The 13,533-nt window shown below is 60.8% G+C and carries 12 protein-coding genes; 7 read left to right on the plus strand and 5 right to left on the minus strand.

Going from position 1 to position 13,533, the window contains the following annotated elements:
• Window positions 1–31: 31 nt before the first annotated feature.
• The 3 genes from GRI91_RS04395 to hemC are packed head-to-tail and all read right to left on the minus strand — an operon-like array spanning window position 32 to window position 2,641.
• A complete protein-coding gene (locus tag GRI91_RS04395; protein ID WP_237437662.1) occupies window positions 32–1,045 on the minus strand; it encodes a hypothetical protein in 1,014 nt (337 codons plus the stop codon).
• Window positions 1,008–1,721, minus strand: a complete 714-nt coding sequence (locus tag GRI91_RS04400; protein WP_160735438.1) for a uroporphyrinogen-III synthase — start codon at window positions 1,719–1,721, stop codon at window positions 1,008–1,010. The genes GRI91_RS04395 and GRI91_RS04400 overlap by 38 nt, the downstream gene beginning before the upstream one ends.
• Window positions 1,718–2,641: a hydroxymethylbilane synthase gene (hemC, locus tag GRI91_RS04405; protein WP_160735439.1), complete on the minus strand. Its 924-nt coding sequence runs from the start codon at window positions 2,639–2,641 to the stop codon at window positions 1,718–1,720. Before hemC ends, GRI91_RS04400 begins: the two co-directional genes overlap by 4 nt.
• A 72-nt stretch (window positions 2,642–2,713) precedes the next feature.
• Between hemC and tsaD the strand changes: the two genes are divergently transcribed.
• The 7 genes from tsaD to GRI91_RS04440 all read left to right on the plus strand — a co-directional run bounded on the left by tsaD (window position 2,714) and on the right by GRI91_RS04440 (window position 10,204).
• The gene (tsaD, locus tag GRI91_RS04410; RefSeq protein ID WP_160735440.1) at window positions 2,714–3,748 is read left to right on the plus strand and encodes a tRNA (adenosine(37)-N6)-threonylcarbamoyltransferase complex transferase subunit TsaD; all 1,035 of its coding nucleotides are present in this window, start codon (window positions 2,714–2,716) and stop codon (window positions 3,746–3,748) included.
• A complete protein-coding gene (locus GRI91_RS04415; RefSeq protein WP_160735441.1) occupies window positions 3,745–4,740 on the plus strand; it encodes an NAD(P)H-dependent glycerol-3-phosphate dehydrogenase in 996 nt (331 codons plus the stop codon). The genes tsaD and GRI91_RS04415 overlap by 4 nt, the downstream gene beginning before the upstream one ends.
• On the plus strand, window positions 4,737–6,257 hold the full coding sequence (locus GRI91_RS04420) for a lipopolysaccharide biosynthesis protein (RefSeq protein ID WP_202385462.1): 1,521 nt from the start codon (window positions 4,737–4,739) through the stop codon (window positions 6,255–6,257). Before GRI91_RS04415 ends, GRI91_RS04420 begins: the two co-directional genes overlap by 4 nt.
• Before the next feature lie 131 nt (window positions 6,258–6,388).
• Window positions 6,389–8,047 (plus strand): vWA domain-containing protein, encoded by a 1,659-nt coding sequence (locus GRI91_RS04425; RefSeq protein ID WP_160735442.1) that lies wholly within the window; start codon window positions 6,389–6,391, stop codon window positions 8,045–8,047.
• A gap of 40 nt (window positions 8,048–8,087) precedes the next feature.
• The gene (locus tag GRI91_RS04430; protein WP_160735443.1) at window positions 8,088–8,834 is read left to right on the plus strand and encodes an OmpA family protein; all 747 of its coding nucleotides are present in this window, start codon (window positions 8,088–8,090) and stop codon (window positions 8,832–8,834) included.
• Window positions 8,835–9,012: 178 nt separating this feature from the next.
• On the plus strand, window positions 9,013–9,705 hold the full coding sequence (locus GRI91_RS04435) for a hypothetical protein (RefSeq protein ID WP_160735444.1): 693 nt from the start codon (window positions 9,013–9,015) through the stop codon (window positions 9,703–9,705).
• A gap of 100 nt (window positions 9,706–9,805) precedes the next feature.
• Window positions 9,806–10,204, plus strand: a complete 399-nt coding sequence (locus GRI91_RS04440) for a response regulator (RefSeq protein WP_237437663.1) — start codon at window positions 9,806–9,808, stop codon at window positions 10,202–10,204.
• A gap of 139 nt (window positions 10,205–10,343) precedes the next feature.
• Here the strand turns inward: GRI91_RS04440 and GRI91_RS04445 are convergent, their stop codons facing one another.
• On the minus strand, window positions 10,344–12,470 hold the full coding sequence (locus GRI91_RS04445; protein ID WP_160735445.1) for an acetate--CoA ligase family protein: 2,127 nt from the start codon (window positions 12,468–12,470) through the stop codon (window positions 10,344–10,346).
• A 124-nt stretch (window positions 12,471–12,594) separates the two neighbouring features.
• Window positions 12,595–13,455, minus strand: a complete 861-nt coding sequence (locus GRI91_RS04450) for a p-hydroxycinnamoyl CoA hydratase/lyase (RefSeq protein ID WP_160735446.1) — start codon at window positions 13,453–13,455, stop codon at window positions 12,595–12,597.
• Window positions 13,456–13,533: the final 78 nt, after the last annotated feature.

A 13,533-nucleotide genomic window follows, 5' to 3' on the forward strand; every position in this document is an offset into this window, starting at 1 on the left:
AGCGCGAAAATATTACATTCCCAAGCGCTGGTTAAGGCCGCACATCTCCGATCGGGCTGGGCTGTTCTACCCGCTCCCCCGCACCATTACGCAATTCGCGTGGTTCGAGGATGGCGGTCGTTTCCAGCAGATCGAGCGCCTCCTGCCCGGCAGCATAGCGTTGCGCCGCGTCAATCCAGGCGCTTGCCTCGGACGCATTGGGCAAATTGCTGACTTCACCGATTGCGGAATTGATCCGCCCACTTTCCAGGAAAAGCCGCGCTCTATCCAACCTCTGCTGCGGCGCAGGTGAGGGTGACGTTTCGGCCCGGATAACGAAGAGATCGGACAATTCGCGGCTCAGCCAGTCCCAGGTTCCTTCATTATCTGGCGCCTGAACCAGTTTGGACGACAGGCCTTCCAGCTGCGCGACCAATTGATCCAGCGTGACCGGGTCCTGCGAAATCTCGATCACTTTGCGCACCGCATTGGGGCGCGCATCACCGAAACGCAGCCGCAATTGATCCGCCAGATAACCCAGCGGTGCGCCGCGTTCGATCGCCCGGCGCGTGGCGAAAGCGATCAGCAATCCTTCTGCCCGCGCGGCATTGCCGGCGGCGGCTTGCGCTTGCAGATCCAGCCGGGTCAGGCGCTGTTCCATCGCGGCGACCCGTTGATCCAGTCCGCCTTGCTGCTGCGCCACTTTTGCCATGGCCTGCCGGGTTTTTGCGGCATCCCCGGCCGTAACCGGCTCCGTTGCCGCTGTCGCGCTTGGTTCGGGATTGGGTGATGACGCGGCCTCAGGCTGTGTGTCGGCACTTTCCTGCCGCACATTGATCAGATCCGGCGATCCAAATTCAAACATCCCGCCGCGCCAGGCAAAATAGCCAGCCAGACCGGCCCCCAGGCAGAAGAATAGCACCGCCACAAGAATGATCAGCCGCGCGCCGCTGTTGTTTTTGCGCGCCTTGACGCGGCCAGAACGGCTGTAAAGATCGTTATCCATGCTCAAATTCCGGTGACGTTCACTATCGGGCGTGCCCTTTTCCAAACAGCTGCGGGTCATGGCACATGTCCTGCGCCAGTGCCAGCAGGGCGCTTTCGCGCGGATGTACAGGATGGCCAATCCTTGCCCAGCCTTCTCCCGCCGCTTCACTGATGCGGGGCCCCAGACAAGCGAGCGCCAATTGATCGCGCGGCAATCCGCAGCGCCGGACTTCCTTCGCGAAATGCCGCGCCGTAGCGGCTGAATGCAGCAGGATCACGCTGGGTTCACCCAAAACCTCGCACAGGGCATGCGGCAGATCCAGCAAGGCATTTTCATATAATATCCGCGTTTCCACATGAATATGATCGGGCAAAGCCAGCGGCACATGTTCCGCCCCGGCCAGCCGCAGCAAGCGGCGCGGGCGGGAAGGCAGAGCATCCAGCACATTTTGCAAGCCGCCTTCGCCGACGGTTTCGACCGTAAAGCCAGCATTGCGTGCAGCCTCTGCGGTCGTCTTTCCGACGGCCAGCACGGGCTTGCCACGCAACGCATCAAGCGCTGCCCCGCCCTGGCGGATCGCATTGGCGCTGCCCATCAACAGGGCATCGATAGTGTCCACATCCGGCAGCGACCAGGCCAGGGGGCGAATTTGGGATAAAGGTGCCCCGGCCATAGGCAACCCGGCATGACGGCCCGCTGCTATGGTCGCGGAAAAGCCCGGTTCGGGCCGCAAGGCAAGAACGGAAGGGGTCACTCTAATCCGGAGAAATGCGCGGCGATGCCTGGTGTGGCTCGGGCCAGCAGATCACGCCCCAATTCCGCTGCGCCCTCACTTCCCGGTGCGAACCGGGCCGATCCCTCGACCCGCTCTGCCCCATCGGGACTGAACAGGGCGGCGCGCATGGAAAGCTGCTGTCCGTCATAGCGGCACAAAACCGCGATCGGGCTGTGACAATTGCCGCCCAGCGCTTCCAGCAGAGCGCGTTCGGCGCTTATTTCCGCACGGCTTGGTGCGTGGTCGATCGCCGCCAGGGCCTCGCGCGTTTGCATATCATCAGCGCGGCATTCAATCCCGATCGCAGCCTGCGCCGGGGCCGGCAGCCAGTCCTCCTCATCCAGCGGATGGCCGACACTCCCCTCACCCAACCGCTCCAGCCCGGCAGCCGCCAGAAAGGTAGCCTGCGCTTCACCAGCCGCGAGCCTGGACAGACGCGTGGCGACATTGCCGCGGAAGGATACGATTTTGCAATCATCGCGCGCATGCAGCAACTGCGCGGCGCGGCGCGGCGCGCTGGTGCCCACCACGGCCCCGCGCGGCAGAGCGGCAATGCTGGCCGCACCGATCAACACATCGCGCCGGTCAGCACGCGGCAGGATGGCCGCGATGGTCAGCATCTCCGGACGCAGGGTTTCGACATCCTTCATCGAATGAACCGACGCGTCGATCTCACCCTCGGCCAGCCAGCCATCCAGTTCCTTCGTCCAGAGCGCCTTGCCGCCGATTTCAGCCAGCGGCCGATCCTGAATCCGGTCGCCACTGGCGATAACCGGCACCAGTTCAACGGCGCTTTCCTCCCAGCCATGCGCCGCGCATAACCGCTGGCGGGTTTCTTCGGCCTGCGCCATGGCAAGCGGGGACTGGCGAGTGCCAAGTTTGATCAGGGGAGTGGTCATCGGGCTATTTTCATTAATTGGGCCATTGGGTAGTCTTGCCCTAATCCCCATTTGCGTCCAGTGAAACCCGCCATGACGCTGATTTTGGGCATAGAAAGCAGTTGCGACGAAACCGCCGCCGCATTGGTGACGAGTGAACGGCGTATTCTGGCGCAGCATATCGCCTCGCAGGAGGAAGCCCACGCGCCCTTTGGCGGGGTGGTGCCGGAGATTGCCGCACGCGCACATGCCGAGAAACTGGCCCCTTTGATCGAGGCCACGCTGGCCGATTCGGGCGTTACACTCGCCGATGTCGATGCCATTGCAGCCACCGCCGGGCCGGGGCTGATCGGCGGGGTAATGGTGGGCCTCGTCTCGGCAAAAGCGCTCGCCATGGCCAGTGGCAAGCCGCTGATCGCCGTCAACCATCTGGAAGGCCATGCGCTCAGCCCGCGTCTGGCGGATGAATCCCTGCAATTCCCCTATGGTCTGCTGCTGGTCTCCGGTGGTCACTGCCAGATCTTGCGCGTCGATGGAGTCGGCCAATATCGCCGCCTTGCCACCACGATTGACGATGCGCTGGGCGAGGCCTTTGACAAGACCGCCAAGATTCTCGGCCTGGGCTATCCCGGCGGCCCGAAAGTGGAACAGCTGGCGCTGGAAGGCGACCCGAAGGCGGTCAAACTGCCCCGTCCGCTGCTTGGCAGTGCGGAGCCGCATTTCTCCTTCGCCGGGCTGAAAAGCGCGGTTTTGCGTGCGCATCAGAGCGGCCAGTATGAGGCCGCCGATATTGCCGCCAGTTTTCAGCAGGCAGCAGTGGATTGCCTTATCGACCGGCTGCGGATCGCGCTGCGCCAGATGAGCGAGATTACCGCGCTGGTGGTGGCTGGTGGCGTCGCGGCCAACTCCGTGATCCGCGCGGCACTGGAGCAGCTGGCTGATGAATATGGTCTGCCCTTTACCGCGCCGCCGATGGCATTGTGCACCGATAATGGCGCCATGATCGCATGGGCCGGTGTCGAACGCTTCGAAGCAGGCTATAGCGACCCGCTGGATATCTCGGCCCGGCCACGCTGGCCGCTGGACCCGGATGCCGAACCTGTTCGCGGAGCCGGAGTGAAGGCATGAAGACGTCGGATATCGGAGTGATTGGTGCAGGAGCCTGGGGCACCGCGCTGGCACAGATGCTCGCCTCCGATGGGCGCGATGTCACGCTTTGGGCACGCAGCGGCGATCTGGCCGAAAACATCAATGTCGCTCATGCAAATGAAGATTACCTCCCATCGGTTGCGCTGGCTCCCACCATCCGGGCGACGGCCGATCTTGACGATATGCGCGGCTGTGACACTTTGCTGATGGTGACCCCGGCCCAGGCCTTGGGCAGCGTGTTGACCCAGCTCGCCTATGCGCCGCGCGATCTGATCCTGTGTTCGAAAGGCATTGAAGCGGGCACCCACCGGATGATGAACGAGGTCGCGCGTGACATCGCTAGGGGCAGCGAAATCGCCGTGCTCTCCGGCCCCACATTCGCGCATGAGGTCGCCCGGGGGCTGCCCACGGCAGTCACACTGGCTTGCGGCGGCGGGGAGGAACAGTGGGACCGGCTGTCGCCGCTGATCGCGCGCACAAATTTCAGGCCTTATTATTCCGCTGACCTCACCGGTGCGGAAATCGGGGGTTCGGTCAAGAATGTGCTCGCCATTGCGTGCGGCGTGGTGGACGGCTTGGCGTTAGGTCAGAATGCTGGCGCGGCCCTGATCGCGCGCGGCTACGCTGAAATGATGCGGATTGGTGAAGCTTTAGGCGCAGAGCGGGATACGCTGGCCGGTCTCTGCGGCATGGGCGATCTGGTGCTGACATGTTCCTCCACGGCCAGCCGCAACTTCTCTTTGGGCAAGGCGCTGGGTCAGGGACAATCCGCAGACAGCCTGCTGGCCGACCGGCGCACTGTCGCCGAAGGGGCTTATACCGCGCCGGTACTGCGCGATCTGGCGCGGAAAAAGGGAATTGCCATGCCGATTACGGAGGCGGTGTGCGCGTTGCTGGATGGTGATGATGCCGCCATGATCGGCGCCACTTTGCTGGCCCGCCCGCTCAAAGCAGAAGGCCCGGACGCTTGAGCGACGGACAAAGCAACAAATCCCCTGCGTCCGATCCAGCGCGGGAGGATGGCTCTGGCGATATTGCCGCGCTGGCCAAGGGTGGGCGAACCAATTTCCTCGGTTTCCTGCTGCGGCTCGCTGCGCGGCTGCCCTTCCTGTTCATTGCCGGACGGCTTTATGGTGCGGAATCGCTGGGCCGTTTTGCATCGGCGCTGGTCATTATCGAATTGACCAGCCAGCTGGCCACGCTGGGGCAAAAGCGCGGGCTCGCCCAGCAATTGTCCCGCGCGGAGCAGCCTGATGCGCATATCGTGGCCGACGGCATGGTGCTCAGCATGATGACCGGTGCGGCGCTGACCGCGCTGCTGTTGGTCTTCCCGGAACCGATGTTCCCCAGCGGGCAATATACGAGCATCGACCTGCTGCTGCCGCTGACGATCATTCCCTTTGCACTGACCGATGTGTCGCTGGCCGCCCTCGCCTATCGTTATGATATTGGCTCCACGGTGAAAGCCCGCTCCGTGGTTGAACCATGGGCCATTTCGATCATGGCCGGGATCGCGTTCTTTCTGGTGCCCAAGAGCGGGCTGGCAGTCGCCTATATCGTTTCGATCTTCGCCGCTGCCCTGACCGCCTTTATTCCCCTCGTTCGCGCCTATGGCCTGCCACGCGGCTGGATTCCGCATCCCGGCCGGATCGGGCGTCTGGCAATCGCCAATCTGCCGCTGGCCGCCGCCGATGCGGTGGAATGGGGCACGCGGCGGCTGGACATCGGCCTGCTTGGCATTTTCGCCTCCCCCACCGCCGTCGGCGTCTATTATGTCGCCCAGCAGGTGGCCAGCCTGCCGCAGAAACTGAAAACCAGTTTCGAGCCGATCCTTGGCCCGGTGATCACCCGTGCGTTGAAAGACAAGGATTATGCCGCGATCGCCAAGCAGGTATGTCAGGTCGGCTTCTGGATCACCGCCGCGCAGGCCGGTATTGCGCTGGCACTGGGTATTCCTGGCGAAGGTGTGATGGGTCTGGTCGGCCCCAACTTCGTCGGCGGTACGGGCGCGCTGGCTTTCCTGCTGGCGGCAGAAGTGGTCGCGGCCACCGCCGTCGTTTCCGAAGCTGCACTGGTCTATGTCGCACGGATGCGCAATTTGTGGGTCTCGCTCGGCACGATCGCGCTGCAGGCCGTACTGACAGTCGGTGTGATGCTACTGATCGATTTGTATGATTTCAATCAGCTCTACCGCGCTGGCGGTGCTGCCTTCTCGCTGATGCTCGCGCTGGGTATCGCATCGCTGATCAAGGCCTGGATGCTGTCCCGAATTCTCGATCAGCGGGTGAATAACTGGCGCTGGGCGCTTGTCTATGCCGCAATACCTGCCGCATTGGTTGGCTGGCTGGCGACGCATTTGCCCGAATGGGCGGAATTGCTGTTCGGCATCCCCGCCATCCTGCTGACCTATGGCTTCGTGATATGGAAAAAGGGCTTCGGACCTGAAGACCGCGTGTTGTTTCGCAAGAAGGTCGAAGCTGAAACATAAACCGCTCCGGTGCTAGGCCGTAACGCGCTGCTGCTCAGCTATCCACCGTACGAAAGACACGTTCAGTCGCTATTCACGCCAATTTGCGAGGTCTGTGCTCACAGTCTTAAAGACGAATGGGAGCGGGCTTTATGAAAATTTCGATGGGCATGGTGACGGCTTCAATGGCACTGACGCTGGCGTCCTGTGCCAGCACGAGTGACAAAACGGCTACCGATATTGGCGGCTCGCAACAGGATGCAATACAAACTGTTGGAGTGGTGCCACCACCTGCTCCGCCCGCCCCTCTCCCAACACGCTCCGAATCCGCAGCGCCGCAGATGGCCGTCCGAAACAGCGCTGCCATGGCGCAGCTGCAGGTCATGCCAGCGCCTCCAATGCCAATGCAACCCGTTCTGCGTGAACGATATGATGGCAAGGAAGTCTCCCCCGTCCATCTGACGCAGTCGGAACCGGTTTCCACCTTTTCCGTCGACGTCGATACGGGGGCCTACGCCAATACGCGCCGCTTCCTGCAGCAGGGCCAGATGCCGCCCAAGGATGCCGTACGGACCGAAGAACTGATCAATTATTTCCGCTACGATTATCCCGCACCGCAGGATCGCTCCGTCCCCTTCACCGTCAGCACGGACATGGCCCGCACGCCGTGGAACCCCGATACAAGGCTGCTGCGCATTGGGCTGCGCGGATATGATCTGCCGCGTGCAGAGCGCCCCGCCGCCAATCTGGTATTCCTGCTCGACGTTTCAGGATCGATGAATTCGGCCGACAAGCTGCCCCTGGTGAAAGCCGCGATGCGAAAGCTGGCGGACGGTCTGTCACCTCAGGATCGTGTGTCCATCGTGGTTTATGCTGGCGCGGCTGGGCTGGTACTGGAACCTACCAGCGACAAAGCCAAGATCCGCGCCGCGCTGGATGCGCTTCAGGCGGGTGGGTCGACTGCTGGCGGTGCGGGGATCAATCTGGCCTATGCGACCGCTGAGGCGAACCGCATCGAAGGCGGCGTCAATCGTGTCATCCTCGCCACGGATGGAGATTTCAATGTCGGCCTCCGCGATCAGGATGCGCTGATCGAATTGATCGAGCAGAAGCGCGACAGTGGCATAACCCTGTCGACGCTCGGTTTCGGCGGCGGCAATTACAATGAAGCCATGATGGAACAGGTCGCCGATCACGGAAACGGCAATTACGCCTATATCGACAGCGCGATGGAGGCTGAAAAAGTGCTCTCCGACGAAATGCAGTCCACGCTGTTCACCATTGCCAAAGACGTAAAGATCCAGGTCGAATTCAATCCTGCCATTGTCAGCCAGTATCGCCTGATCGGATATGAAAACCGCGCCTTGAGAGAGGAGGATTTCGACAATGACAAGGTCGATGCCGGTGATATCGGCGCAGGCCATCAGGTAACCGCCCTGTATGAAATCGTGCCGGCTGACGTGAAGGGCTGGATCGCCCCGCGCCGTTACGACAAGGACAAGACGATCACCTCCGCAAAGCCGGGTGAGCTGGCTTTCGTCAAATTGCGCTACAAGCTGCCCGATGGCGATACATCGCGGCTGATCGAACGGGTGGTGCCGACGTCCGCCATGGCTTCTGCCGGGCCAGCACGCGGTGACATGGCCTTCGTCAGCGCGGTGGCCGCCTATGGTCAATTGCTGCGCGGGGACACGCTGCTGGGCAGCTTCGATTATGACGATGCGATAAAGCTCGCCGGTCCGCAGACCGATTACTGGCGGCAGGAATTTACCCGTCTGGTGAAGCTGGCCGATAGCCAAAGCGCAAACTGATCTATCGACCTTGGGGGGGATTGCGCGCTATGGACCATCCATGCTGCGTAATCCCTACCTCGCCCTCGCACTCGGCGCTCTTGCCGTCATCCTGCTGGCACTGGCCGGGGCACGCATAAACGGCCCCGCTTTGACGCGGGCACTGTCTGCCGAAGCCCAAAAGGCGCTGGCCCAGATGGATGACAAAACGCCGGTTAAGGCTATTTTCCGGTCATCAGGTGGCTCGCCCAGTCGCCATCCGCTGCTGACGGGTGGTGAAGGCGTGAATCAGGCCACGCGCGACCGGATTGCCAAGACTGTGGCTGCGTTGCCGGGCATCGGAGGTATTCGCTGGTCAGATGGCAATGCACTGGCCGAAAATGTCAGCGAGGCGGCAATGCATCCACGCCATTGTCAGGATGATGTCGAAGCCTTGCTGGATGCGCGCACGATTCGGTTTGAGGAATCCTCCGCCCGGATTGATCGCACCAGCGCCACCTTAATTGATGAAGTGGCGGCTGCCCTGCGCCCCTGCCTTGGCAGTATAATCGGCATCACCGGGCATACGGACAGCTCCGGCCCGGAGGATGCCAATCTGCGCCTGTCGCGCAAACGCGCCAATGCTGTGCGCGATGAACTGATCAAGCGCGGCATTCCATCGGACGGCCTGCGCGCCGAAGGGCTCGGCTCAAGCGAACCAATGGACGATCTTCCCCCCGGCGATCCTGCAAATCGCCGGATCGATTTTTCGGTGGTTGCCACACAACCGATCAGCCCGACGCCCGTCGACACGCCCGGCCCCCGCTAATCCGTCACGCGATGGACACAGCCCGGCGCAGCCGTTAGGCCTCCTGCATTCAGATGGAGAGACATCATGCCGATCTGGCTTGAATTGGTAGTTTTACTGTTGGTTGCCTATGGCATCGGCATTGGCATCGGCTGGGCCATCTGGGGACGTGTGAACGGCGAAGTGGAAAGGAACGCGCATGATTGAACTGGTGCAGGCGAATTGGATTTTGTTCCTGATCGCTCTGGTGATCGGAATTGCAGTGGCATGGTGGATCTTTGCCGCATCGCGCAAAACCACGATTCAATCCGAAGACACGCCGGACACGGATCTGAATAAGCCGGCACGCCGCAATCAGGCTTTGATCGATGCGCCGCCAGCAGCCTCCATCGCTCCAACAGCGAAACCCGGTCAGTCTGCGTCTGTTTCTGCGGCGGGCGGCGGTGTTGAATCCCGCTCGGCGGCCAAGGAAGAGACCTCCCCAGACACCGCGCCTGTCACTTCCGCAGCGACACCCGACCCGCTTGCCGCCGCCGAAACCGAGCCCTCCGTCGCGGCTTCTGCAACGCCCGCATCCCCCGCGCCGGAGGAGGCGCCTGCTTCATCGCCGGCCCCTGCTCCAGCGGCAGCAACTGCCCCCACCGAAGGGGACAGCGGCGATGTGTTAACCCGGATCAAGGGCGTCGGCCCCAAGCTGGAGCAGCAGTTGCAGGCCATGGGCATCACCAGCTTTGCCCAGATTGCCGCTTGGGATGATGCGGAAATCGACCGCGTGGATGCTCAGCTTGGACGCTTTCAGGGCCGCATTCGCCGCGACAATTGGCCTGAACAGGCGCGCTTGCTCGCCAGCGACGACAAAGCCGCATTTGAAAGCAAATTCGGCAAAGTCTGACCAGGCTTGGCGCGGTGTGACAGCATCTGGCCGGGAACCTAATCTGTTTCTCAACCATTTCTGCTGTGAAACCACCCGTCTAACGGCGGAGGAAAGGATTATGACGTCGCACGCTGATACAATGAAAGACCGGCCGACTGTACTGGTTGTGGAGGATGAATTTATCATCGCTCTAGACCTGTCTGAAACGGTCAAGGACCTCGGCTTTCAGCTGGATGGTCCCTATGCGGATACCGAACACGCTTTCATTGCGATTGATCGCGGAATGCCCGATTGCGCTATTCTGGATATACGCACGGCGGATGGTGACGTGTATCCTCTCGCCGACGCGCTGACGGATGCAGGCATCCCGATCATTTTCCATTCCGGCCATGTCGAGCCAGCGGATCTTCGCGAACGCTATCCGGAGGCAGTGGCCTGTTCCAAACCCTGCCCGCCCGGACAGTTGGTGACGATTTTGAATGAGCGGGTGAAAGAATCGGCCCAGTCAGCACGATAGGCCCTGCATCCTATCACGCAGCAAAAAGGGCGCCCCTGACCGGGCGCCCTTTTGTTTGTTCAGCGTTGTTTTTAGCGCCAGAACAGCAATAGATGATGCGCCCCCGGGTCACTGCCGGAGGCGCATCGCAGATATGTAATCAGCCCTGATCAACCAGCATCAAGGCATCCAGTGCGACTACACCGCCGCCCTTGGGATGGATGATAACCGGGTTAAGATCGATCTCGCGGATCGCCGGATTGCCGGCCATCACACGCCCGACCTGCACGATCAGATCGGCAAGCGCCGCGGTATCGAGCGCAGGGGCGCCGCGATAGCCCTTCAAAATGGCAGCCTGCTTCAGATCCAGCAGACCCTCTTCAACCTGCTTGGCATCCAGATCCGGCGTGAAGAGCTTTACGTCCTTCAGGATTTCAGCCGTAACCCCGCCAAAACCGGCCAGAACAACCGGGCCCCATTGCGGATCATTCTTGGCCCCGACGATCATTTCGGTGCCCATCTTGCCCATGGCTTCGATCAACACACCGTCAAGTTCGATCGCCGCATTATAGGCAGCGACATTTTTGAAGATCTGCTCAAACGCGCTGCGGACGTCATCCGCGGTTTTGAGGTTCAGCAGAACACCGCCCGCATCGCTCTTGTGACCAAGATCAGCAGCCTGCGCCTTCATCACCACCGGATAGCCGATGCTGTCTGCAGCCGCTGCCGCATCGTCAGCCGTAGCGGCGAACTTGCTCTCGGGGAATGCGATGCCCAGCGGCTTCAGCAATTCCTTGGCCTTATATTCGGGCACCACGCCATTGACCTGATCAAGGCCCGGCACTGCAATCGGCTCGGCCGAACGGTCGCTCAGATCGCGCTTGGAAAGATCCGACAGCCGCGAAATCGCGCGATAGGCACGTTCGGTGCTCGGGAACCAGGGAATGCCGACCTTGCGCAGACCATCAACATATTCCTGCGGCACCCGCGCGCCTTCATCGACGCCAGCAAAGACGAGCGGCTTGGTAAAGCTGCCATCTTCGAGCACCTTCATGATCGCCGGGAATTTGATTTCCGAGGTGATCGGGTCGGACTGAATGATCGAGGCGACCACGGAGCCCACGCGGTCATCTTCGAGCAGAGCCGTCAGCGACTTGGTGTAGATTTCAGGTTCCGACAGACCGACTGCCGTAATGTCGAGCGGGTTCGAAACGGGCACGAATTCCGGCAGCGCAGCCCGCAAGGCAGGGCTGTCTTCATCACTCAGTTCCAGCAGATCCAGACCGATTTCCTCAGCCAGATCGAATGCCAGACCGCGCAAGGCGCCGCTTTCACCCAGAACAGCCATGCCCGCGCCAGGCAGACTCGGACACGTCAGAGCGATCGTGGTGATGTCGCCCAGTTCTTCCAGCGTTTCGGCAAAAATCACGCCTTCGCGGGACAATTTGGACTTCATCAGCTGGTAGTCACCGGCCATGGCACCGGTATGCGTCGCCGCACTTTCCTGCGCCTTGTTGGATTTGCCGGGGTGCAGCATGACAATCGGCTTGCCCGCTTCACGTGCACGGCGTGCGGCACGGATGAAGGCCTGCGGACGGCGCAGCGTTTCCACATACATGGCGATGACATGCGTATCTTCGTCATCAACCAGCCATTCGACGTAATCTTCAACGCCGCTGCCCGCTTCATTGCCGGTCGAAACCGAATGGCTCACGTAGCATTCGCGCGGGTGCAGAACGGTGGCCAGCACCGCGGCAATGGCGCCCGATTGCGACGCAATGCCAACTGCACGCGTGCCCTTGGGCGGGGTTTTCATATTGGTTTCGACAAAGCTCAGCGGAACGCGCTGAATATAATTGGTGCAGCCGAGGCAATTCGGCCCTTCAATGACCATGCCGTATTTCTGAGCGATTTCGCCCAGTTCAAGCTGTTCCTTCATGCCTTCTTCGCCCGCTTCGGAGAAGCCGGCGGAATAGATTACCACCGCGCCGCAGCCGCGTTCAGCCAGCGAGCGCACCGTATCGAGCACGAAGGGGCGCGGAATGGCGAGCACAGCACAATCGACGCCTTCAGGCAGGTCATCAGCCGATTTGTAGCATTTCAGGCCCTGAATCTCTTCCCGCTTGGGATTGACGGGATAGATATCGCCATCAAATTCATACTGAACCAGATTGTTGAGCAGGGTTGCGCCAAGCGCGCCCTTGCGATCCGAAGCCCCGACAACCGCCACCGATTTGGGGCGCAACAGCCGGTCTATCTGTTCATTCGTAAAGCGCGTGCCGCTCATGCATCCGATCTCCATCCCACGAAGCCCCGGGGTTTTCGACCTCGGGGCGTCAAAATCCTGAAACTGCCTCTATAAGCACCGATCCGCGCGGGCAAGCACCCGCGCGGATAAAGTCAACAAAAGTTCAGTCCTTGCTGACTTTCGACGTATCGAAAGTGCTGAGACCAGGCTTGAACTCTTTCTTGTCAAGGAACTGGCTGGTGGCTTCCAGACGAGCTTCCTTACCGCCGAAGCTGTGCAGAGCTTCCTGCGCGCGGATCTGATAATCCAGACCGTTATCATAGGTCATGTCGACCATACGGCGCATCGTCCACTTCGTGGCGCGAAGAGCGTGACCATCCTTCTTCTTCAGCGCATCGCAGATTTCCTGCACGCGTTCCTTCAGCTTTTCAGCCGGTACGCATTCGGTCACCAGGCCCTGTTCTTCAGCCTGCTTGCCGGTGAGGTTTTCACCCATCATGGCGTGATACATAGCCTTGCGGAAAGGCATGAGTTCCTGTGCAACCTTGGAAGCGCCGCCACCGGGCAGGATGCCCCAGTTGATTTCGGACAGGCCGAATTTGGCATCTTCCGAAGCAATCGCGATATCACAGCCGAACAGCGGGCCATAGCCACCACCGAAGCACCAGCCATTGATCATGGCGACGGTCGGCTTTTCATACCAGCGCAGACGTTCGAACCAGCCGTAGCTTTCGCGCTGGCTCTTGCGGATGGCGCCCAGGCCTTCCGCTTCGGTCATGCGGAAATATTCGAGCAGATCCATGCCGGCGGTCCAGGACGAACCTTCACCCGTCAGGACCAGAACCTTCACATCGTCACGAAACTCCAGCTCTTCCAGAACGATCTTCATCTGGCGATTGAGCTTGGGGCTCATGCAATTGCGCTTGTCGGGGCGATTGAAATAAACCCATGCGACACCGTCCGTCACTTCATATTTGACGGTTTCTTCTTGCGGACGGGGATCGGGTTTGGATGGCATTGCCATGAGAGCTCTCCTTTAGTGCGAATCAAAAATTGTTATGACTTATTGTTATCAGCGATAACATTCGCGATTGTGGCAGGC

It is taken from the genome of Altericroceibacterium endophyticum (genome assembly GCF_009827595.1).
Classification (GTDB): domain Bacteria; phylum Pseudomonadota; class Alphaproteobacteria; order Sphingomonadales; family Sphingomonadaceae; genus Altericroceibacterium; species Altericroceibacterium endophyticum.

Coding starts and splice junctions, on each gene's coding strand:
- GRI91_RS04415 (WP_160735441.1), top strand. CDS start 3,745: ATGAAGACGTCGGATATCGGAGTGATTGGTGCAGGAGCCTGGGGCACC.
- hemC (WP_160735439.1), bottom strand. CDS start 2,641: ATGACCACTCCCCTGATCAAACTTGGCACTCGCCAGTCCCCGCTTGCC.
- GRI91_RS04395 (WP_237437662.1), bottom strand. CDS start 1,045: ATGACCCGCAGCTGTTTGGAAAAGGGCACGCCCGATAGTGAACGTCAC.
- GRI91_RS04445 (WP_160735445.1), bottom strand. CDS start 12,470: ATGAGCGGCACGCGCTTTACGAATGAACAGATAGACCGGCTGTTGCGC.
- GRI91_RS04440 (WP_237437663.1), top strand. CDS start 9,806: ATGACGTCGCACGCTGATACAATGAAAGACCGGCCGACTGTACTGGTT.
- GRI91_RS04425 (WP_160735442.1), top strand. CDS start 6,389: ATGAAAATTTCGATGGGCATGGTGACGGCTTCAATGGCACTGACGCTG.
- GRI91_RS04430 (WP_160735443.1), top strand. CDS start 8,088: ATGCTGCGTAATCCCTACCTCGCCCTCGCACTCGGCGCTCTTGCCGTC.
- tsaD (WP_160735440.1), top strand. CDS start 2,714: ATGACGCTGATTTTGGGCATAGAAAGCAGTTGCGACGAAACCGCCGCC.
- GRI91_RS04435 (WP_160735444.1), top strand. CDS start 9,013: ATGATTGAACTGGTGCAGGCGAATTGGATTTTGTTCCTGATCGCTCTG.
- GRI91_RS04450 (WP_160735446.1), bottom strand. CDS start 13,455: ATGGCAATGCCATCCAAACCCGATCCCCGTCCGCAAGAAGAAACCGTC.